Source organism: Halogranum rubrum, assembly GCF_900114455.1.
GTDB lineage: Archaea > Halobacteriota > Halobacteria > Halobacteriales > Haloferacaceae > Halogranum > Halogranum rubrum.
Map to the genome: position 1 here is coordinate 1340761 of NZ_FOTC01000001.1, position 21635 is coordinate 1362395.

Genomic DNA, 21635 nt, shown 5'->3' on the forward strand with positions numbered 1-21635 from the left:
GTGGGGGCACGCGACTCACCGTTCGACCGGTTCGACTCCAGTCGCCTCGGAGTTGACCGATACCGGCTTACCACCCTTCTTCTCGCGGCAGTCGCCGCCGTCGTCTCGGCGGTAGTCGTCGCGCAGGTCTTCCCGCATCTCTCGCTCAACCACGACGAGGGCGTCTATCTCCAGCAGGCGGCGATGCTGCTCGACGGGCGACTCTTCCTCACTCCGCCGGTCGACGACGCGTTCCGGCCCTGGTTCTTCGTCGAGTCCGACCGCGGACTCTACTCGAAGTACACCCCGGCGACGGCGGCGGTGTTCGCGCTCGGAAAGCTCGTCGGAGGCTACCCCGTCGCCCTCGCCGCCGTCTCGGCCGCCATCGTCGGTCTGACGGCGGCCCTCGGCCGCGAACTCTACGACGCCCGGGTCGGCCTGCTCGCCGGCCTCTTCGTCCTCGCTTCGCCGCTCTTTCTCGTCCACGCAGGGGTCTACCTCCCCTACGCGACCACGACGGCGCTGAACCTCGGGTTCGCCCTCGCCTACCTCCGGGCCGAACGACTCGGTAGCCGACGGCTGGCCACCGTCGCGGGCGCCGCCATCGGTCTCGCCTTCTTCGCGCGCCCCTACACGGCGGTGCTGTTCGCGGCCCCGTTTATCGCTCACGCGGTCTGGACGCTTGGGCGGTCGCTCGTGCAGGAGAGCGACGACCCACCCGACCGACGGGCGCTCCTTGGCCGCCGAGTGGCGACTGCGGGACTCGGCTCACTCGGCGTCGCCGTCGCCCTCGGCTACAACCGCGTGACGACCGGCGAGGTGCTCGTCTTCCCGTACCAAGCGTTCGCACCCGAAGACGGCATCGGCTTCGGCCACCGGGAGCTTCTCCAACACGACGTCGACTACACGCTCTCGCTGGCGCTCCGCGCGAACGGGCAGGTGCTCGAACGGCTGTTCACCGAGTGGGTCGTCGCCGGTGTCCTCGGTACCGCCCTCGCACTCGTCGGTCTCGCCGTCCTCGTCGCGTCGTGGCGACGGCTGGCGGCCTCGTCGACGCCGACCACCGAGAGCACCCGGAGACGCCGACGTCTCGTCCGCCGGACGCTGCTCACCGGCCTCTTCGTCTCGGTACCGGTCGGCAACCTCGCCTTCTGGGGTAACTACAACGTCCTCGGCTCGCTCGCCGTCGAGACGGACGGCCTCATCTACTACCTCGGCCCGTACTACCACTACGACCTGCTGATTCCGACGGCAGTCTTCGCGGCAGTCGGCGTCGACACGCTGGCGGGGCATCTGCGTCGACTCGCGGCGCGACGTTTCGAGGCAACGACGGCCCGGCGCGTCTCGCTCGCGGTACTCGTCCTCTCCGCCGCGGCGTTCGGTGGCGTCGCGGCGACGACGGCCGCCGACCCGCTCGACCGAAATCGAGACGCGAGTCGCGAACTCGACCGAGCCTACGAACCGTTCGACGGCGAAGCGTCGCCGCCCGACGACACCGTGGTCTTCCTCCCGCCCGTCTACGGCGAGTGGCTGAATCACCCCTTCCAGCGCCTCCGGAACGACCCCGGTTTCGACGGCGACCGGGTGTACGCCGTCGGCGACACTCACGAACTCGATGTCGCCGCGGCGTTCCCGGATAGGACGCTCTATCGGTACGTCTTCACCGGGTCGTGGTCCCCCGTAGACGACCGCTCCGTCGACGCCGAACTCCGCCGCGTGAATCGTGTCTCCGGCGACCGGGTCGGCGTCGACGCGACGATGGAACTGCCAGACCGGACGCGAGCGGTGACGGTACAGGTCGCGACGGCGGAGGGTCGCGCCTCGTTCGTCACCGACGGCGCGCCGGGGTCGCTCTCGCTCTCGCTCACGGCGAGCGACGGGGAACTCGCGGTTTCGGGGAGTCGACTCGAACCAGTCGGCGAGGAGACGCTCTCGCTCGCGGCCCGCGACGAGGTTCGGGTGACGGTGTTCGTCCAGACCGGCACCTCCTCCGGGTTCTCCTATCGGCTCTCGTTGCCCGTCGGCGTCGACGACGGGGAGGTTCGGACGCTCTCGCCGACGGCGTCGGTCTGTGAGTTGCCGACGCGCTGTCGCCCGGCCGGACTCGGGACGGGAGCGTCGGATGTCTCGGTGGAGACGACGGTACGAAGCGCCGGGACGAACGAGACTGTGGAGGCGTCAGCGACGGAGCGAGGGCTGACCGGACTCGGGACGTGAGAGGAGTGATGAACGGAGAACGTCGCGAAAGTGAGAGAAGGGTCGAAGGGCCGCGACGGCGACGTGAACGCGGCGTCGGTGCGCTCAGCGACGCTCGTCCAGACAGACCTCGACGATGGACCGAGCGATTTCGTAGCCGCCGACGAACGGGTCGAGCGTCGTCTCGCCCAACCGTTCGTCGTAGTCGATGGGGACCTCGTGGACCGCGTAACCACGCATCGCCGGTCGAATCAGGAGTTCCGCAGAGAGTCCGGTGTTTTCGGTCCACTCGATGGACTCGACGACGTCGGCGCGGTAGGCGCGCATCCCCGTGGTGACGTCGTGGAGTCGCTGGCCCGCGAGGACGCTCGCGAGGGCCGCGAACGCGTGGTTGCCGTAGCGGTTCAACCGCGGCATCGTCCGGGCACCGCGGTAGAGGCGGTCACCACTGACCACGTCGTACCCCTCGTTGATCAGGTCGAGGAACTCGGGGATGCGGTCCATCGGGTAGGTGTCGTCGCAGTCCGTCGTGATACGGACCGGCCTCGTCCCCGCTTTCAGCGCCGCCTCGACGGCCACGCCGTAGCCCTGCGGTTCCTGTTCGACGACGCGGGCACCGTGGTCGCGGGCAATCTCCGCGGTCCGGTCGGTCGAACTGTCGACGACGACGACCTCGGCCTGCCCGTCGGTCGCCGACTCGATGGCCGACAGCACCGACCCGATAGCCGCCTCCTCGTTGTACGCTCCCATCACCACGCTCACGTCCTCGAAGCCGAACTCCATCGGTTCGCTCACGGCTGCTCGTTTCGGCCAGCCGTATTTTAGGCTTACCAAAACATCGGCCAGTCCGAGAGACTCGATAGTCGGGGTCGGTCCGTCGTCACTGGGCGCAGAATCGGAGGCTGACGCCGTCCGGGTCACCGACTTCGAACCCGTCCGCGACGTCTGTAGTCGACACGTCGGCGTCCGCGAGCCGTCGCCGGACCGCGGCGAGCGTCTCCGCGTCGCCGACGACGAACTCGAACCACGCGAGACCACGCCCGCCGGGTGGTCGAGTGCGACCGTTCCACGTGTTGAGTCCGAGGTGGTGGTGGTAGTCCCCCGCCGCGACGAACAGTGCCGACGGCATCTCGGTCTGAAGTCGGAGTCCGAGCGTGTCGACGTAGAACGCTTTGGACGCATCTATCGACGAGACTTCGAGGTGGACGTGCCCGACGGTCGTTCCTGCGGGAGCGTCCGCCGACCCGTCGGACTGTGCCGCGAGTTCGTCGACGTCGAGCGGTATCGTTCCGATCTCTATCGTTCCGTCGTCGGCGCGCGGCCACTCCGCTCGCGGTCGGTCCCAGTATATCTCGACGCCGTTGCCCTCGGGGTCGCTGAGATAGAGCGCCTCGCTCACGTAGTGGTCGGACGCTCCGCTCAACCGAGCGTGCTCACGAATCCGGTCGAGTGCCGCGCCGAGTGCGGCGCGCGTCGGGAGCAGAAACGCGGTGTGAAACAGTCCAGTCTGGTCTCGACGGCGCGGCGGCGCCTCCTCGTCCTCGGTCAAGACGAGAAGCGGCGTCTCGCCAGCGCCGAGTGTGGCCGCGTTCGTGTCCCGTGTCTGGACCGTGAGACCGACCACGTCGGTGTAGAACTCGACCGTCTCGTCGAGGTTCGCCACGACGAGTGCCGTACGTCCGATTCGTGCGGTGTCCAGAACGAGTGGCGACGGCGTCACGACTCAGTACCCGACGCCGCGGAGCGTGCGAACCCCTTCCTCGTTCTCCAGTTCGTCGACGAAGGCGACGGCGAAGTCTTCCATCGAGATGTAGCTGTCGCCGTCGTCGTCGACGACGAGTTCACCGTCACTGGTTCGGTACTCGCCGGTCCGCTCGCCCGGTTCGATGAGCGCCGCCGGAGCGAGGTACGTCCAGTCGAGGGCAGAAGACTCGATGACACCGTAGGCGTCGATAGCCGCGCGAGCGACCGGTTCCCACTCGTCGGGGAACTCTTCGGTGTCGACGAGTCGCGTCCCGGGGGCGACTTCGAGAACACCCGCGCCGCCGGTCCAGACGAGTCGGTCGACACCCGTCTCCTGCAGGCCCTCGACGACTGCCTCGGCCATCTCGACGAGGACGTCGACGCCCTCGTCCTCGGACGGACCGAGTGCGGACGCGACCGCATCGTGACCTTCCGCGAGAGCGGCGACGTCGTTCGGGTCCGTCGCGTCGCCGGCGACGGCCTCGAAGTCCGGGTCGTCGACGCCCTCTATATCGCCGCTCCGAGAGACACCGGTCACCTCGTGGTCACGACTCAGCAGTTCGTCCGTGATTCGTCGTCCGATTCGTCCGCTCGCGCCGAAGAGTAGTACGTGCATGGTGTGTCTGTGTTCGGTGAGTAGTTCGGTTGACTGCTCGTCGGAGACGGCAGTCATCTCTTCACACCAACTATTGGACCGTGACCGTCATATAGCTCAGCGAACGTCGAGTTGACCAAGTAACACCGATGTCATCGCACGAGAACCTCGAAGAGAAGTACAGCGACTGCCCGGTCATCAAGACGCTCGAAGAAATCGGCTCGCGGTGGCGGATGACCGTCATCCACGTACTCAGGGAGGGCGAACTCCGATTCAACGAACTCAAGCGTGCGACGGACGCGAACTCCCAGACGCTCTCTCGTGTCCTGGAAGACTTAGAGGAGAAGGGCTACGTCGAGCGACGCGTCGAAGAGGCCAGTCCCGTCGCCGTTTACTACTCGCTCACGGAGAAAGGCGAAGAACTTCACACGGCGTTCGACGAGATTCACCGGTGGGGCGAGAAGTGGATGCAGACCGACGACGAGACGGCGTGAGGTGCCAACAACACCAGCCAATCGACTGGGGCGACGACAGCGGAACGACCCGGAGGATGACGGACGAGAGGAGCGACACGAGGACGAAGACCAACACCGCCAGTGTCGCCAGCGACTCGAAGGACGACGGCCATCGTCGTCCCTCCCCTCGGTTGCTCTCGGCGGTACCGGAGTCGGATGGAGTCGGCGGTGCTCGCGTCGCGTCGTCTCCGGCAGACGTCGACTCAGTCCGTATCGGCGGAGACGGCACAGCGAAAGCCGACGTGACTCGTCGAGGTGTCGACCGGTTCCGGATACCGCGCGGCGGGACGGTATCGCTGACAGTAGTTGGGTGCACAGAGGTGTGAGCCACCTTTCAACACTTTCCGAGGCGTGCGTGCGGGGTCGAATGGGTCGACACTGGCCGCTTCCGTCCCGCCTCTGGGATTCTCCGGTGTACAGCAGGTCGGTGTCGTGTCACTCCTGCCGACAGCGAACCAGTCGCTGGTCCACTCCCAGACGTTGCCGATGGTGTCGACGAGTCCGTACCCGTTGGCGGGGAACGATCCGACGGGTGAGGTCCTGACGTGTCCGTCTGCCCCGGTGTTCTGCCACGGAAACGTTCCCTGCCACGTGTTCGCCATCAGTTCACCCTCGGGTGTGAGTTCGTCGCCCCACGCGAACGTCGCGCCGTCGAGTCCGCCGCGAGACGCGCGTTCGTGCTCCGCCTCGGTCGGGAGACGCTTGCCCGCCCACTCGGCGTAGGCGACGGCGTCTTCGTAGGCGACGTGGACGACGGGATGGTCGAGCCACTCGGATAGGTCGCTCTCGGGGCCGAGTGGCTGTCGCCAGTTCGCGTCCGGGACGTACTGCCACCAGTTACTCGGATTCCGCAGGTCCACTGGCCCGTCCGGCGGAACGAACACGGCCGACCCGGGAACGAGCAACGCCGGGTCGGCATCGGGATACTCCTCGGGTCGTGGCGGCCGTTCGGCCAGCGTCACGTATCCAGTCGCGTCGACGAACTCGCGGAACGCGGCCGTCGTCACCGGTGTCCGGTCTATCCAGAACCCGTCGACGCCGACCTGTCGCGCGGGTCGCTCCTCGGGATAGTGCTCGTCCGACCCCATCGAAAACTCACCACCGGGAATCCACACGACGTCGTCGGCAGGTCGATTCGTCGGTGCGTCTCGCTGTGGTGAGGCGTCGGAACTCATGGCTGTATGCTTCTCACTTCTCTCGTCTCACTTCCCGACGAAACGGGAATCGACTTCACAGTTGGTGAGAAAACGACATAACTCTATGTCAGTCTGCGGCAGAGTCTCTTCGAAGCGAGCCCAGTGTCTCACTCATCCGAACGGTCGATTTCGGCGCCCTCGTCGTCTGTAGATGCCGTATATCGGGTGGTGTCACTACCACTGTCGTTTGTATCGTCGCCCCTACTGTCGGTGTCGTCGTCGAGACTGACACCAGCCTTCGCCAGTTGGCGACGCCAGTACGGGTCGAACTGCGGCGGAAGCGGTTCCTCGACGGACCACACCTCGGTCAACACGCGGTCGAGTTCGACCTGCACGTCTGCCAAGAGACGCTCGCCGACGTCACTGCCGATGTCACCGCGTTGCATCGCATCACGAATCGCTTGGTACTCCGCGACGAGGATGCGATGTTGCGCGAGTCGTTCCTCGTGTTCTCGGACGGACGGATGTCGGTCGAGGAGTGACTCGATGGCCGCTTCGAGCGCTCGCCGTTGGCGTCTGTAGACGGTGGTCACCGCTTCGAACGAACTCGTCGAGAGTCGGTCGTCGTCGTGGAGGTGCGTTGCAGTTTCCAGGGCAGCGTCGACGCCGTATCGCTGCCCGACGAGCGCCTGATAGAGTCGCTGTGGCGGTCGTTGCTTGCTGATTCCGACTCGGTCGATGAGCGCGCTCATCGTGGTGCCGTTGACCAACAGGGTGAACGCAGCGACGCCGAACACCAGCGCCGAGAGTTGTTCTTCGAGCGGACGAGTGAACGCTTCAGAGACGCCGAGCACGAGCGCGATAGAGGTGGACGCGTGGATACCACTCCACGCGAGGACGTGCTGATACGAAACCGAGAGTGGGCTGTCGATCCATCGGTTGAGCAGACCGACGAGTGGGTAGATGACGACGGCCCGCGCGACGAAGACGAGGACGATTGCACCGACGATTTCGAGTCCGTATTCGACGATGAGGTCGAACGGCGTGACGATTCCGAGCGCCACGAACAGGAGTGTGTTCGCGACGAAGGCGGCGTAGCCCCAGATGGCTTCGACGGTGAAACGAGTCTCCGGAGACACGCCTTTTCGACCCGGCCGAGATGCGAGGAACACGCCAGCAGTGAGCGTGCCGATGACCCCACTGCTTCCGAGGAGGTCGAGGAACAGATAGACGCCGTAGGCGACGAGGACGGAGATGACGACGGCCGTCAACTCGTCGTCTACGAGGACGATGAGTTCGTGCGCGACGTACCCGACTGCGGCACCGACGAGTGCACCGCCAACCAGTGCAACGAAGATTCCCACAGTTACGTCGACGAGGAACACTCTCGGGGAGACGATATCGGCGACTGCGACACCCTGTGACTCCGCTTCGACGATTATCGCCAACACCGTCGAGTAGACGACGATGGAGACACCGTCGTTCAGGAGGCTCTCACCCTCGACGAGGACGGCGAGTCGCTCGGGGACGCCAATCTCCTCGAAGACGGCGAGAATCGAGACGGGGTCGGTCGGCATGATTATCGCTCCGAACAGGAGCGCAACGGCGAGTGTGAACCCGTAGACGGTCACGCCTGCAGCGGCGATGATGGCGATAGAGACGAGCAAGCCGACGACGGCGAGTGCGAGTATGGGAAGCAGGTTCTCCCGGAATGCGTCGACGTCGATGGTCACGGCGTCGTTGAATATCAATGCCGGGAGGAGCGCCAACAGGATGAACTCCGACGTGAGTTCGACGTCGACCGGTGACCCGACGAGCGAGACGAGCAACCCTGCGACGAGGAGGCCAGTCGTGTACTGGAGACGCGGGTACCGCGAAGCGACGAGACCGACGGCTCCGGCGATCGCGAAGAGATAGAGCACGACGAGCAGTTGTTCCTCGACTCCCGCCATACCCATCATCTACGAAACTTGACGGGATAACCGCTCACACGGATTTCACCGACAGTCAGAACGAACCGACATCTGCGCGTCTACGGGGCGACGCCACGAATCCACTCCGAGAGGTCGGTGACGACGTTCTCGGCGACGTTGCCGCCGAAGTAGAGGGAGAGCGGGACGGTGGGGGCGAACCCCTCCTGAAAGTAGTGGTCGAGGCCGTCGTAGAACTCGACTCGGCTTCCGTTGGGGAGGTCGATAGCTTGCCACTGCTCGAACTCCCCTCGAAGCCACGTCGCGAGTTCCGGTTGTCGCTCGTCGTCGGCACGCCTGTTCTTGGCGACGAACACGGGACAGTCGAGACGACTAGCGATGTCGGTCGGGTCGTGCTCGGCGGTGCTGCGGTACCACGTCCCTGGCCGCCCCCAGAACGTCTCGTCGTCCTCGAAGTCGCCCTCGGCGATGCGGCGTGCCGTCTCACGGTCCGTTTCGAGTTGGGCTTCCTCTTCTTCGTCGAGATTGCCGTCGATATCGAACTCGTAGCGGACGAAGTCGAAGTCGTCCGGGTCGAACGTCCAGTGTGCACTGCCGTCCAGATTCACCACGCCCGCGACGTCGCCGTGTCGCTCGGCGATTCGCGGCGCGGCCATCCCACCTTGGCTGTGGCCGACGACGAACACGGCGTCCTCGGCTACTTCGTCGGCCGCGACGAGTTCGTCCACCGCCGCGACTGCGTCGTCGACGACGACCCGGTCGAGCGTGAACGCCTCGTCGGGGACGTCGTGTTCCGCGAGTCGCTTCTCGTACCGGAGCGTCGCGATTCCGTCGCCCGCGAGACCCCACGCGACGTCCTTGAGAATCTTCGAATTTCCCGCGCTTCCGTCCGGGTCGTGGATACCCGCCCCGTGGACGAGGACGACGGCCGGGAAGGGGCCATCCCCCTCGGGTACGGCGAGCACACCATCGAGGTCGACGTCACCGGCGTCGACGGACACCTCGCGCTCGGTGAACGCGCTCTCGTCGGCGTACTCTGGGATTTCGTACTCAGGGGCGAACGAGAAACCCGAGATACCGCCGTCGTCGACGCCGACGGTGGCCGTCTCGGTTCCTGCCGCGAAGTCGAGGACGACTGTCGCCGCGTCGTCGTCGACGCGTATCTCGCCGACTCCGCTCGACGCCCCGTACTGGCCGTAGAGCCCCCACCAGTACTGTTCGAGGGCGTCCTCGGCGGTCATCTCCTCCTCACGAAACTCGTCGGGGAACGCGTCGACGACCGCTTCTCGGCCGTCGTCGGTCAGCAGGTCGGCCGCGTCGGCGAACGATTCGTCGAGAAATCGCGTCGCGAACGTGCGGGCCGCCTCTTTCGGGTCGCTCGTGGGAACCATCGGTCGCGTCGTAATTACCGGGCGCACGGCAAATATGTTGACACGTTCGGACGGCCCGTTCGATAGTGCCTATCGACGCCGTGTTCACTCGTGTGTCGCGTCCCGCCGGACGAGGCTATCGTCGGCAAGGTAGCTCTGGAGGACGCGGATGTCGTCTTCGAGCGTCTTGCTGTGGCTGCGCAGGAGTTCCCCCGTCGCTTGGTCTCTCATCCGGTCTGCGAGTTCGATATGTTCGCGGAACTGCACCGCGAGCGTCGAGTAGCCGTCGAGGTCACGTTCGACCGACGAGCGAACGTCGTATCGGTGGGCGTCTTCGATGTACAGCGGCGCGTGTTGGCGAACTCCCTTCGGGCCACAGACCGGGACGCCACCGAGCGCGTGAACCCGGATAGCGAGCGTGTCGGTGACGTCGCTGAGGCGGTCGGCGGCCGCCACGAGGAAGTCGTCGACGTGTCCCCACTCGGCCCCTTCGACGGTCCAGTAGTGTTTGCGCACCTGATTGAACAGGATGTAGAGCCCCGAGAGGTCGCTGTTCAGCGCTCGAATCAGTTCCTCGGCGACGCGCGGGTCGAGTCGGAGCTCGTTCTCGACGACGGTGTCCCACCGTTGACGCAGGTGAGTGTCGTCGGGTCGCCGAAGGTGAGATGGATGTTCTGCTCTCGTGTCCGTCCGTTTCGACCCGTCAGAGTGGGTTTGGCCGGTGTCTGCAGTATCTGCGTTGTCTGCGACGTCTGCAGTGTCGATGGCATCGACATCGTCCGTCGCCTCCGCGCGGACGAGCGTGTCGGCTTCGAGGAGTTGGTCGAGACGGTCGGCGTCCCGTTCGAGCAGTTCGAGATGTCGGCTCAACCGCTCTCCCGTAGCCGAGTCGCCCATCCGGTCTGCGAGTCCGACGTGCTCGCGCACGCTCTCGACGAGCGTCGCGTAGGCCGCACGGTCACCCTCCAACGAGGCGCGTAGGTCGTAGCGGTCTTCGGCTTCGAGATGGACCGCCGCGTGCTCTTGAATCGTCGCCGGTGTGGTCGGCGGAATCCCGCCGAGTTCGACGATTCGGAACGCGAGTTCGTCGGTGACGTCGCCGACCCGTCTGTACATCTGTTTGAGCGCGGACGCGACTTGCCCGAGTTCGGCACCCTCTGCGGTCCAGTAGTGTTTCCGGAGGAGGTAGAAGAGGTTGAACGAACCAGCGTGGTCGACGGCGAGTGCGTCGACGAGTGCCGTCGTGACGTCTCGGTCGAGGCGGAGAGCGTTCGCCTCGACGGTTCCCCACTCTTGGAGACGGGCGCCGGACTCGGGGGTCCGAACCAACCGACCGCGTTTCGTCGCCACTTCAGTCACCGCCCGGTGACGGCGTAGGTAGAGAGTGTGTGAAAGCAGTGTTCGCGATGGCTGCGTCGCCGACGACGGGTCCGGTCTGGTGGCGAAGAGAGTCGATGAGCGTCATAGCTGTACGCCCATTCGTAACCCACTGTCTTGACTATTGGTAACTTACTGCACGACAGATGCCGGACACCGAATCGGACGCGGAACCGACTCTGACGGAGACGCTACAGTCCGGCCACGTCTTCGATGGCGTCGGTCAGCGCCTCGATGGACTCGACGTCGTGTTCACCCATGTGACCGATGCGGAACGTCTCCTCGCCGAGCGTCGACCCGTAGCCGTTCGAGAAGGCCATGTCGTACTCCTCGGAGACCTGCTCGATGGTCGCGGCGACGTCGATTCGCTGGGTGTTCTCGATACAGGCCACCGTCTGGGACTCGTAGCCCTCCTCGGGGAACATGGCGAAGTGTTCGTTCGCCCAGTCGCGAGTGTACTCTGCCATCTCCTCGTGGCGCTTCGAGCGACCCTCGTGACCTTCGTCGAGCATGTACTTCATCTGCTTTCGGTAGGCCAGCATGATGGGAATCGCGGGCGTCGAGTGCGTCTGACCCTTCCGGTCGTAGTAGTCGAACGCGCGCTGGAACCCGCCGTACCACGACGCGGAGTCCTTCGAGACTTCGCGGTCGTAAGCATCGTCGCTCACGACGCAGACGGCCAGTCCCGGCGGCATCGCGAACGCCTTCTGCGTGGAGGCGAAGATGACGTCGATGTCGTGCGCGTCGATGTCGACGTAGTCACCGCCCAGCGCCGACACCGCGTCGACGACGAAGTAGGTGTCCGGATACTCGGCGACGACGTCGCCGATCTCCTCGATTGGGTTCCGCACGCCGGTCGAACTCTCGTTCATCACGCAGGAGACGACGTCGTACTTGCCGTCGCTCTGGTCGAGCACCTCGCGCACGTCCTCGGGTTTGACGGCCTTCCCCCACTCGTACTCCAACCTGTCGACGTTCTTCCCGAGTCGCTCGGCCACGTTGGCGTGGCGTTCGCTGAAACTCCCACAGGTCGTACACAGGATGTTCTCGTCGACGAGGTTGAGCGTCGACGCCTCCCAGAACTCCGTGCCCGACGCCGTTAGAATCATGAGGTCGTTGTCGGTGCCGAGGAACTCCTTCGTGTCCTCGACGATGGTCGTGTAGAGGTCGGTCATGCGGTCCATGCGGTGGCCGAACATCGGCTGGCACATGGCCTCGATGACGTCTTCGCGGACCTCGGTCGGACCGGGGATGTACAGCGTCTTCTCCGGATAGTCGTCTCTGTATTCGCGTTTTTCGGTCACGGAAGCCACCTGAGTACGAGCCACTGTGTAGCGCGATGGCATGGTGTTTTTGATTCCCGCCAATACGGATGACCGCGGGAGACGGGGAGAGGAGAGAACGACGACGGGACGGGAGAGACCCGTGCTCAGTCGTCGGCTTCGGCCGACGGCGCACGCGGAACCGTCACGTCCGGCAACCCGGCCTCGATTTGCTCACGTCGACCCTCGAACTCACCCGGAAGAACGAGTCGCTCGCCGAGCGATTCGAGCGGTTCGTCGCTGGTGTACCCCGGTTCCTTCGTCGCGAGTTCGAACAGTACGCCGGCGAACTCACGGAAGTACACCGAGCGGAACCAGTGGCGGTTTATCTGCTGTGTCGGACTGAGTCCCTCGCCGCGAACGGCCTCGCGCATCGCCGCTTGCTCTTCGTCTGTCGGCGTCTGGAAGGCGACGTGGTGGACCGTCCCGTGCCCCTGCCGTCCGCCTTCGATAGTCGGGAGCACGTCGACGTACTTCCCAATCGGCCCACTGGCGGCGAAGCGAGTACGCTCGTCGCCTGGCGTGTCGCCCTGCGCCTGTTCGGTGCCGACCTCTTCGAGTCCCATCGTCTCCAAGAGTCCCTTCGTCGGATGCGGGTCGGCCAACCAGAGTGTCACCGAGTGGAAGCCGCGGATGGCGGCGTCTTCGGGAACGAACTCGGTCCACGGGACGGTCGGGTCGTCGTCGGGGATTTCGACTTCGACGAGTTCGACCGGGAGGCCGTCCGGGTCGCGGAAGGGAAGCACCGTCTCGCCGAACCGCTCGACTCGGTCGTCGTAGTCGACGTCGTACTGGTCGAAACGGTCCTCCCAGTAGTCGAGGCTCCCTTCGGGGACGCGGAAGGCGACCCGCGAGACCTGTCCGGACCCGACCTTCCCTTGCGGGAGGTCTTCCCACGGGAAGAACGTCATGCTCGTCCCCGGCGTCCCCTCGGCGTCGGCGAAGAAGAAGTGGTACGTACTCGGGTCGTCCTGATTGATGGAGCGCTTGACGAGTCGGAGACCGAGCGTCTCGACCCAGAAGTCCATGTTTCGCTGCGGGTCGCCCGCAACGCACGTGACGTGGTGAATACCCGGTGTCGGGGTAGGGTCTGTCATCGTGCGTAGATAGGTACTGGAGGAACTTGAGTCTCTGCTGACGTCAGTGTTACCTGGTCTCGGCCGCGTCTCCTGCCCACCGAGTCGAGTCTAGCGGAACAGGTATCAATAGGGGACACATTCCCGAAAGTAGAACGATGAACGAACGCTGGCTCTACGCGTGGGGACTCGGCTCTGTCGCCTTCGGTGGGGCGTCCCTCCTCGTCCCGCTCTATCTCGTGCAGTTGGGTGCGACGCCGGTCCAGTTGGGCGTCCTCGCCGCGACGGCGGCGGTCATCGGCGCGCCCGGTGCGATTCTGTTCGGTCGACTGGCGAATCGCGTCACTCGCCGCCGACCGCTCGTCTTGGTCACGCTCGCCGCCGTCGCCGTGATGCTCGCCGTCATCCCGTTGTCGACGGACATCACCGCCGTCATCGTCGCCAACGCGGCGCTCTGGTTGGTCGTCTCCGCCGTCAGTCCGGTGTTGACGATGCTCGTCGTCGACGACGCACCGGAGTCCGCGTGGAGTCAACGAATCGGCCTGCTGAACAAGTATCAGGGGTACGGCTGGGCGGGCGGCCTCGTCCTCGGGACGGTCTGGCCGCTCGTCGGGCCACAGATAGTCGGCGGCGACGTCGTCACGCGGGCGCTGTTCTGGCTGTTGGCCGCCTGTGCGCTCGTCGCCACGGTGGGTGCGGCAGGGTCGCTCCCGCGTCCGGCACCGGACGCGCACGTCACGAGCGAGCACCGGATACGCCGAATCGCTCGAATCCTGTCGAGTTCGCGTAGTGGCGTCAAGGGGTCGACGTTCGTCTTCTCGCCGAACCGACTGTACTGGTCGACCCGAACCATCCGCCCGCGCCGACTCGTCGACCGGTTCGACCCCGCGCTGGCGACGTACTTCGCCGCCGCGGGTCTCTTCTTCGCGGGGTTCTCCGCGTTCTGGGCACCGCTCCCGCTCTTCTTGACCGACGCCGCGTTCGCTTCCGGTGAGGTGTTCGCGCTCTACTTGGCGTCGAGTCTCGCGTCGGCGGTGCTCTACGAGTCGGTCGGTCGGGTCGCGTCGAGACACGACGTTCGCTTGCTCCAGTCGAGTGCACTCGCGGTTCGGGGCGTGCTGTTTCCGGTCGTCACACTCGCGGCGGCCGTCGGTGCCGTCTCGGTCGGACTCGTCACCACCGGTGTCGTCCTCGCGGGAATCGGGGCGACGTGGGCCGTCATCGCCGTCGTCGGGACGGCCATCGTCACTCGACTCGCCCCGCCAAGCGTCCGTGGGGAGGCACTGGGTCTCCACACGGCACTGAGTGCCGTCGCGGGTGGTGTCGGGAGCGTCCTCGGTGGCTGGGTCGCCGGGTTCGGCTATCTCGTCGCGTTCGGCGTCGCGGGCGGACTGGTGTTCGTGGGCGGTCTCCTCGTCTTCTCGATTCGCCTCCTCTCGGACGGCGCACGCGCGACGAAGTCGCCCACTGAAGCAGTGTCTGAGACGCCGGTCGGCGAGACGGTTCCTGCCGTCTCACGCGAGGAACTCGTCGAAACCGAACTGCGAGCGAAGTGAAGCCGAAACTATTGTGAGACGGCGTTCGGCCACCGAGCACAGACCGAAGTCGTGGAGAAGGTAGATGCCCACGAAGTCGCAGCATCGACGGGACTCTTCCTCGACGAGTACGGCGAACAGGTCTCCGTCGAACGCCTCCGTGCAGACGGAATCGTCGTCGACGCCGACGAACCTGACCTGCAACCGGTGAACCGGAGTTGAGCGACCGAACCGGATACAGTGTCATCGGGACACACGCTTTTGTCGACTGCGGGTGACTCACCCAACATGCAAACACGTGCGCTGGGTGAGACAGGCCACGATAGTACCATCATGACCTTCGGTGCCATCGCGCTCAACTGGCTCGAACAGGAGGGCGCGAACCAGATGGTCGAACTCGTTCTCGACCACGGCATCAACCACTTCGACGTCGCGCCGACCTACGGCGACGCCGAACTCAAACTCGGGCCGAAACTCCGCCAACATCGTGAGGAGGTCTTCCTCGGCTGTAAGACCCAAGAGCGAGAGGCCGAAGGGGCGAGACGAAAGCTCGAACAGTCACTCAACCGACTCGGCGTCGACCACATCGACCTGTATCAGGTTCACGGACTCGAGTACGAACACGAACTGGACACCATCACCGGCGACGGCGGCGCACTCGACGCCTTCCGTGAGGCGAAAGACGAGGGACTCGTGAACCACATCGGGCTGACGAGTCACGGCAATCCGCAACTCATCCTCGACGCCATCGACCGCATCGACGACTTGGAGACGCTGATGTTTCCGATGAACCCCGTCGTGGTCGGGAAAGACGACGACGACCACGACTACCAAGCAGTGCTCGAACGCGCCGAGGAAGAGGGAATCGGCACGCTCGGCATCAAGGCGTTCGCGAAGGGGCCGTGGCCGTCGACAGAGGAGTTAGCCGAGGAGGACAGACCGTACGCGAACTGGTACCGACCGGTCGACTCGCCCGACGAGATTCGAGAGCGGTTCGACTTCGCGGCGTCGCAGGGGCTCACGAGCGTCATCAACCCCGGCGATCCGAAACTCGTGGCGATGGTGCTCGACGCCGCCGAGCGCTACGACGGGATGGACGACGCCGCCCAGCGGTCGCTCGTCGAGAAGCTTCGACACGACGAGAGCCCCGTCCCCGAGCAACTCCACCACTGAGGCGGTGACGAGAAAACGAGAGGTGGAGGTGACCGTAGACGTGCCACAGACGGTCACGACGGCGCTCGCAGACCAACCCGTCGAGGGCCGGGTCTGTCTCGAAGCGGGCGCCGGTGTCGGCAACACGACGGCCGGGTTGCTGGCGGCCGGTGCAGCGCGCGTCTACGCAGTCACGAACGACGCCGACCACGCGGAACTCGTCCGGGAACGCGTCGTTCGGGGCGAATCTGACCGAGCGGCGGTGCTGGAGGCAGATTTGCGCGAACTCCCGCTGGCGACGGGTTCGGTCGAACTCGTCACGGCTCACGGTCTCTTCAACGTCGTCGACCCCGCGGCGCTGGACGCGATTTGCGCTGAACTTGCCCGCGTCGCCGCCCCCGACTGCAGTCTCGTCGTCGACGACTACGAACCTCTCCCGGAGGGAGCGAAGATGCGCGACCTCTTCGCACTGGAGAACGCGGCGAGTGAGTTGGCGAGGAGTCGCGCCGCGCTGACGTTCTACCCGGCGACGACGCTCCGGCGACTGTTCACGGGGTGGGGGTGGGAGTTCGAACGTGAGGTGACGCTCTTAGACCCTGTCCCGTGGACGGCGAGTCACGTCGACGCGCACGCGAACGTGGTGCGCTCGCTGGCGTCGGCGCTTCCGGCGGAGCTGTCGACGCCGTTGACGGCGGAAGCCGACCGTCTCGTGGGCGATATCGGGTCCGAGTCGGTCGGCGAGATGTACAGCATCGCGTTTCGGTCGAGAGAGTGAGCGCTACCCTTCGGCTGTCGTCGGTGAATCGGTCGCTGCGGGTGGGAACAGCGACGCAACCCCGGGAGGAAGCGCCAACGCTTCGAGTTCGGCCTCGACGTCGACTCCCGCGAGTTCGGCGTCGACCGTCTCGCGACGCTGAAGCGCGGCGACCTGATACAGATAGTTGAGTCGAAGGAGCGTGAGCGCGCCGTCGACGTCGGCGTCGGACTCCAGATACTTCGTCACCCATCCGGAGTCGGGGTACAGGTGGTGTTTCGAGGTGAGGTTCTCGGCGACGGCGAAGTCACGGAGTCGCTTCGGGAAGGGGATGTCGACCTGTCTGTCGCCGTGGCTGTGGCCGAACTCTCGGTCTGCGAGGCGGAACTCTCGACCACCGAACCGGTGGTCGTGGGTGCTCGTCCCGGGCCACGAGCGGACGGTCGTCTCTATGTTCGTCGGCATCACCTCTTTTAGGCGCTCTCGGGAGATGAACCACGCGGGTGTCGTACCAGCAGCGTAAACCGGCAAGCGAGGGGGACATATGCTCTGTATAATAACAGTCCTTGCAAGTGCACTGTTCCAGTGATGACGAACAGACGAATCCTGATTGGGATGCTCGCAGTCCTCGTTGCTCTCGCCGGATGTGCCGGCGCGGGGACGAACGGCGGGTCGACAGCGACCACTGCAGAGACGACTGGAGCGGCCGACACGACGACGGCCGAGATGACTGAGACGACCGACACGGCCAACACGACGGAGACGACGGACTCGACGGCGGAATCCGACACGACGTCCACCGCGACGCCGACGGCCACTCCGACGGCGACGCCGGACGAGTCGTGGACGGAACCGCAACAGCCGAACTCGCCGCGTGAGGACAAGGTCGAAGACGGCCGCCTCAAGAGCGTCGAGTACGTCAACGTCGAGAACGCCTCGAACGGCGAGGGTGTCACCGGGTTCGACCTCCGCGTCCGCGCCAACACGTCGATGCCGGACGTCGACCCCGCAGAACACGGTGACGTGCAGGGCGAACCGTACTTCCTCGTCTACGTCAACGACACGCTCACCTACCGCAGCGACTACGTCCAGTTCGAGGACGACGGCGAGTGGACGCTCGACATCCCGCGCGACGCGTGGGACCAGTTCGACGAAGGGCCGCTGAAGGTGAAGGTCCAACTCGTCGACCGTGACAGCGAGTTCGACGACGTCTACGGTGTCTGGACCGACTACGACACCGTGCTCGTCCACGAAGAAGGCTAGCCAGAGACCCTCGAAACGGGACTTTTCTCTTACTTACTTCAGGCCGCCGACGCCCGACGCCGCCTCCGGCAGGTCGTAGGCGGTCGAGTCGAGACCGAGTTCCTCCAACGCGGCCTTCATGTGCTCGTCGCCGGCGTAGTCGGCACCTGCCTCCTCACGAATCTCCTGTGTCTTGGCGAGTACCTCGCCACGTCGCTCGTCGGGGATGTCGTACTTGTCCGTCGAGAGTTCGACGACGAGGCCGTTGTTGTCCTTCGTGTAGAGCGAGAAGAAGATGCCTCGGTCGAAGATGTTGTAGCCGCGGCCGTCGTCCTCGATGGCCTCGACCATCTCCTCGAACCGTTCTGGGTCGACGCTGAAACAGAGGTGGTGGACGGACCCGACCTGGCCGCGCTGACCGTGACGGTTCGACGGCCGGTCGTCGCTGACGAAGAAGGTCAGAATGCGGCCGTCGCCGGTGTCGAAGAAGAGATGCGTCTGTGAGGGGTCGTCGAGGTTCGGTTGCCGGAGCACGAGCGGCATCCCGAGCAGGTCGCGGTAGAACGCGACCGTGTCGGCCTCGTTGCTCCCCCAGATAGTCATGTGGTCGGTGCCGGTGGTGTGAAACGGACTGTCGGGCCGGTCGGCGGTGACGGGTACGTCGCTCATCGTGTCTCCCCGTACACACGACGAGGCAATAAACCGGTCAGTAACCACCCAGTCAGGCGGTTACAGTCGTGTCAGTAGGAGAGTTATCCGTGTCGGCGAGTAAGTGAGGGCGTGCTCTCCGATACGCCCGGTATCCACCACGTCTCCGCCATCGCCAGCGACCCACAGCGTAACGTCGAGTTCTACACCGACGTCCTCGGACTGACGTTCGTCCGGCGAACGGTCAACTTCGAGGACATCTTCACGTACCATCTCTACTACGGCGACGAACGCGGGTTGCCGGGGTCGGTGCTGACGTTCTTCGCGTACCCCCGAGAGGTGGAAGGCCGGGCGGGAAAACCCGGGATTCACTCTGTATCGCTTTCGATTCCCGAGGACGCTGTCGACTACTGGGTCCAGCGGTTGGAGACCCACGGCGTCGACGTCGAGGAGACTACCAAATTCGACGAGACGGTCGTCGCCTTCCGCGACCCCGACGGAATGGAAGTCGAACTCGTCACCGGACCGTCGCCGGACCTCCCCGCCGCCAGCGACGCAGTTCCAGAAGAGAACGCCATCCGCGGCGTTCGCGGCGTCTCGCTCCAGTCGCGGAGTCCGTACGTCACGGCGAGTCTGCTCGACACGTTCGGGTTCGACCTCGTCGCCGAGGCCGAGGACGTCGCTCGCTACCGACTCGGCGACGGCCGCCGGTCGACCGTCGACATCCTGACGCACGACGCACCCTACGGCCGCGAAGGGGCCGGGTCGATTCACCACGTCGCCTTCGGCGTCGCCGACGAGGCGGAACTCCACGAGTGGCGCGAACTCCTGCTCGAACGCGACTTCGATGTCTCGCGGGTGAAAGACCGGCAGTTCATGCACTCGCTGTACGTCCGGGACCCCGGCGGCATCCTGTTCGAGTTGGCGACAGAGCGGGAAGGAGTTCGCGTCGGCGACGTAGCGGAACCGGGGTCGGTACTCACGCTCCCGCCGTGGCTCGAAGCGGACCGCGAGATGATAGAGGCGCAACTCCCGCCGCTGTCGACGAACCCCGAGGCGGAGGAGCGATGAACGAGGAGAGTCACCCCGGCCCGCACGACGGGCAACCGATAGAGACGGCAGGTGCACCCTTTCAGGTCGCCGAGTCGGCGGTCGTCGTGCTCCACGGTCGCGGCGACTCACCCAAACAGTTCCTCCGACTCGCCGACGAGTTCCACCATCGCGGCGTGCTCTATCTCGCACCCGAGGCCGCCGGCCGGGCGTGGTTTCCCGGCCCCGTCGACGAAGCGGCGACGGCGAAAGAGCCGTGGCTCTCCTCGGCGTTCCGACTGGTCGACCGTACGCTCGGCGTGGCCGCTGACGCCGGAATCCCACCGGAGCGCGTCGTCTTCGTCGGGTTCTCGCAGGGCGCGTCGTTGGCGGCCGAGTACGTCGCGTCGCATCCGCGTCGGTACGGCGGACTCGCCGTCCTCGCCGGGAGCCTATTCGGTCAGGACGCCGCCGAGACGGACCACGATGGGTCGCTGGACGAGACGCCCGTATTTCTCGGCTGCGGCGCGGACGACCCACACGTCACCGTCGAGCGAATTCGCGGGTCGGCGGCGACGTTCCGGCGCCTCGGCGGCGAGGTGACAGACCGCGTCTACGACGACCTCGGACACGCCATCAACGACGACGAGGTTCACGAAGTGGACCGGCTGGTCGCTTCGGTCACAGTGATGGAAGACGACGGATGAGACGAGAAACGAGAGATGAGAGGCAACGAGTGAGACCGAGAACGAGTGAGACGACAGAGTATCGGCAAAACCCTCACGTAGGCCAACAACTTCCGGCACAGACACTGTACAGGAGGGTATGACAAACGTCATCGTCGTCGGCGGCGGTCCCGCCGGACTCAGTGCGGCACTGTTCACGCAGAAGAACGGCATCGAGACGACCGTCTTCGACACGGACGCCACGTGGATGCACAAGGCGCATCTCTTCAACTATCCTGGAATCGGCTCACAGGACGGCAGTGTCTACATGGACACGCTCCGAAATCAGGTCGACAACTTCGGCGTCGAGCGCAAGCAGGGCGAGGAAGTCACCGACGTGGAGTCCACCGACGACGGGTTCACCGTCACGACGGACGACGGGGAGTACGACGCGGACTACGTCGTCCTCGCGACGGGGGCGAACCGTGACCTCGCGGAGTCACTCGGCTGTGACTTCGACGGCGACGTCGTCGACGTCGGCGTGACGATGGAGACGAGCGTCGAGGGCGCGTACGCGACAGGTGCCATGGGTCGCACCGAGGAGTGGCAGGCTGTCATCTCCGCGGGCGACGGTGCCGCCGCCGCACTCAACATTCTCTCGACCGAGAAGGGCGAGAACTACCACGACTTCGACGTCCCCGCCGACGCCGACGAAGTGTTCGGCGAGATGGCCGACGAAAACTGAGCGGTCTCTGAGTTCGTTTTTTAGTCGTCGCAGTCGAGGTCGAACCGTAGCCGTCGATAGCGGTCGTCTTCACTCGATTCGTCGATCAGACAGTAGCCGAAGGCGTGACTCGCGTCGTCGGGATAGACGTGAAGCGACCGACTCCTGACGGGACTGTAGACGGCGTGAACGTCGCTGACGCGGGGGTCGACCACCGTCGTCTCACCCGGGCGAACCACCTCGGTGTCGAGCGCTGTGAGTTCGTACAGGCCGTCGTCGAGTTCTTCTGGTCGCATGTTCACGACCGTCAGCAGGCCGTCGACGAGCACCTCGAAGCAGGGTCGACCGTGGTGTTCGTGCGGCACGAGGGCGTACCCCGGCGGCCACTCCATGAACCGAATCACGTGTTCGCCCTCGTCACCGACGACTTTCCGACGAGTGTAGGTTCCTGTGGGCGCTTGCTCGGTCGAGACGCCGTCGAAGAAATCGGGGTCGCGGATGGCCGCTCTGAGGAGTGCAGGACCGTGTTCGACGAAGGCGTCGTCGCTCTCGTCGAGCAGTTCACCGAGACGGTCGTACAGGCGACGGACGACCGGGTTCGGGGTGCGATGTGTCTCCGTGCTCATCTAGATACAGTCGTCGTGAC

At 65.2% G+C, this 21635-nt stretch carries 22 protein-coding genes; 10 read left to right on the forward strand and 12 right to left on the reverse strand.

The genetic code is table 11. From position 1 onward, the window contains the following. Positions 1-2196, forward strand: a complete 2196-nt coding sequence (locus tag BM083_RS06550) for a DUF7846 domain-containing protein (RefSeq protein WP_089867362.1) — start codon at positions 1-3, stop codon at positions 2194-2196. An 84-nt stretch (positions 2197-2280) separates the two neighbouring features. Here the strand turns inward: BM083_RS06550 and BM083_RS06555 are convergent, their stop codons facing one another. The 3 genes from BM083_RS06555 to BM083_RS06565 form a co-directional block, all read right to left on the reverse strand. After that, complete coding sequence (locus BM083_RS06555) at positions 2281-2958, reverse strand: dolichyl-phosphate hexose transferase (protein ID WP_089867366.1); 678 nt, start codon at positions 2956-2958, stop codon at positions 2281-2283. Between the two features lie 97 nt (positions 2959-3055). After that, a complete protein-coding gene (locus BM083_RS06560) occupies positions 3056-3895 on the reverse strand; it encodes a VOC family protein (RefSeq protein WP_089867369.1) in 840 nt (279 codons plus the stop codon). Positions 3896-3898: 3 nt separating this feature from the next. Further along, entirely contained in the window at positions 3899-4534 is a 636-nt protein-coding gene (locus BM083_RS06565) for an NAD(P)-dependent oxidoreductase (protein ID WP_089868410.1), read from the reverse strand. A 128-nt stretch (positions 4535-4662) separates the two neighbouring features. Between BM083_RS06565 and BM083_RS06570 the strand changes: the two genes are divergently transcribed. Beyond that, positions 4663-5007, forward strand: coding sequence for a winged helix-turn-helix transcriptional regulator (locus tag BM083_RS06570; RefSeq protein ID WP_089867373.1), 345 nt, complete (start codon positions 4663-4665; stop codon positions 5005-5007). 224 nt (positions 5008-5231) lie between these two features. Here the strand turns inward: BM083_RS06570 and BM083_RS06575 are convergent, their stop codons facing one another. The 6 genes from BM083_RS06575 to BM083_RS06605 all read right to left on the reverse strand — a co-directional run bounded on the left by BM083_RS06575 (position 5232) and on the right by BM083_RS06605 (position 13261). Further along, the gene (locus BM083_RS06575) at positions 5232-6203 is read right to left on the reverse strand and encodes a formylglycine-generating enzyme family protein (RefSeq protein WP_089867377.1); all 972 of its coding nucleotides are present in this window, start codon (positions 6201-6203) and stop codon (positions 5232-5234) included. 128 nt (positions 6204-6331) lie between these two features. Next, on the reverse strand, positions 6332-8116 hold the full coding sequence (locus BM083_RS06580) for a cation:proton antiporter (protein ID WP_089868412.1): 1785 nt from the start codon (positions 8114-8116) through the stop codon (positions 6332-6334). 80 nt (positions 8117-8196) lie between these two features. Next, positions 8197-9486, reverse strand: a complete 1290-nt coding sequence (locus BM083_RS06585; RefSeq protein WP_089867380.1) for an alpha/beta hydrolase family protein — start codon at positions 9484-9486, stop codon at positions 8197-8199. A gap of 84 nt (positions 9487-9570) precedes the next feature. Continuing rightward, the gene (gene dpsA, locus BM083_RS23765; protein ID WP_245756861.1) at positions 9571-10824 is read right to left on the reverse strand and encodes a DNA starvation/stationary phase protection protein DpsA; all 1254 of its coding nucleotides are present in this window, start codon (positions 10822-10824) and stop codon (positions 9571-9573) included. A gap of 209 nt (positions 10825-11033) precedes the next feature. Then, complete coding sequence (locus tag BM083_RS06600; RefSeq protein ID WP_089867384.1) at positions 11034-12146, reverse strand: pyridoxal-phosphate-dependent aminotransferase family protein; 1113 nt, start codon at positions 12144-12146, stop codon at positions 11034-11036. Positions 12147-12271: 125 nt separating this feature from the next. Beyond that, positions 12272-13261: a VOC family protein gene (locus tag BM083_RS06605; protein WP_089867387.1), complete on the reverse strand. Its 990-nt coding sequence runs from the start codon at positions 13259-13261 to the stop codon at positions 12272-12274. A gap of 137 nt (positions 13262-13398) precedes the next feature. On the opposite strand from BM083_RS06605, the gene BM083_RS06610 reads away from it, so the two are divergent. From BM083_RS06610 to BM083_RS06620, 4 genes are all read left to right on the forward strand, one after another. Then, a complete protein-coding gene (locus tag BM083_RS06610) occupies positions 13399-14796 on the forward strand; it encodes an MFS transporter (protein ID WP_089867390.1) in 1398 nt (465 codons plus the stop codon). 51 nt (positions 14797-14847) lie between these two features. Continuing rightward, complete coding sequence (locus tag BM083_RS23205) at positions 14848-14997, forward strand: hypothetical protein (protein WP_177197560.1); 150 nt, start codon at positions 14848-14850, stop codon at positions 14995-14997. Positions 14998-15063: 66 nt separating this feature from the next. Further along, on the forward strand, positions 15064-15948 hold the full coding sequence (locus BM083_RS06615) for an aldo/keto reductase (RefSeq protein WP_089867394.1): 885 nt from the start codon (positions 15064-15066) through the stop codon (positions 15946-15948). Positions 15949-15970: 22 nt separating this feature from the next. After that, the gene (locus BM083_RS06620) at positions 15971-16702 is read left to right on the forward strand and encodes a class I SAM-dependent methyltransferase (protein WP_245756862.1); all 732 of its coding nucleotides are present in this window, start codon (positions 15971-15973) and stop codon (positions 16700-16702) included. 3 nt (positions 16703-16705) lie between these two features. Here the strand turns inward: BM083_RS06620 and BM083_RS06625 are convergent, their stop codons facing one another. After that, a complete protein-coding gene (locus tag BM083_RS06625; protein ID WP_089867397.1) occupies positions 16706-17146 on the reverse strand; it encodes a luciferase domain-containing protein in 441 nt (146 codons plus the stop codon). Between the two features lie 123 nt (positions 17147-17269). On the opposite strand from BM083_RS06625, the gene BM083_RS06630 reads away from it, so the two are divergent. Further along, complete coding sequence (locus BM083_RS06630) at positions 17270-17944, forward strand: hypothetical protein (protein WP_143085687.1); 675 nt, start codon at positions 17270-17272, stop codon at positions 17942-17944. 33 nt (positions 17945-17977) lie between these two features. Here BM083_RS06630 and BM083_RS06635 read toward each other — a convergent pair whose 3' ends face one another. Next, positions 17978-18592: a VOC family protein gene (locus BM083_RS06635; RefSeq protein WP_009375026.1), complete on the reverse strand. Its 615-nt coding sequence runs from the start codon at positions 18590-18592 to the stop codon at positions 17978-17980. Between the two features lie 111 nt (positions 18593-18703). Here BM083_RS06635 and BM083_RS06640 point away from each other — a divergent pair, with 111 nt between their 5' ends. From BM083_RS06640 to BM083_RS06650, 3 genes are all read left to right on the forward strand, one after another. Next, positions 18704-19642, forward strand: a complete 939-nt coding sequence (locus tag BM083_RS06640; protein ID WP_089867403.1) for a VOC family protein — start codon at positions 18704-18706, stop codon at positions 19640-19642. Further along, positions 19639-20307, forward strand: coding sequence for an alpha/beta hydrolase (locus tag BM083_RS06645; protein ID WP_089867406.1), 669 nt, complete (start codon positions 19639-19641; stop codon positions 20305-20307). The genes BM083_RS06640 and BM083_RS06645 overlap by 4 nt, the downstream gene beginning before the upstream one ends. Before the next feature lie 118 nt (positions 20308-20425). Then, positions 20426-21010, forward strand: a complete 585-nt coding sequence (locus BM083_RS06650; RefSeq protein WP_089867409.1) for an NAD(P)/FAD-dependent oxidoreductase — start codon at positions 20426-20428, stop codon at positions 21008-21010. A 20-nt stretch (positions 21011-21030) separates the two neighbouring features. On the opposite strand, the gene BM083_RS06655 is transcribed toward BM083_RS06650, so the two are convergent. Then, a complete protein-coding gene (locus BM083_RS06655; protein ID WP_089867412.1) occupies positions 21031-21615 on the reverse strand; it encodes a cupin domain-containing protein in 585 nt (194 codons plus the stop codon). Positions 21616-21635: the final 20 nt, after the last annotated feature.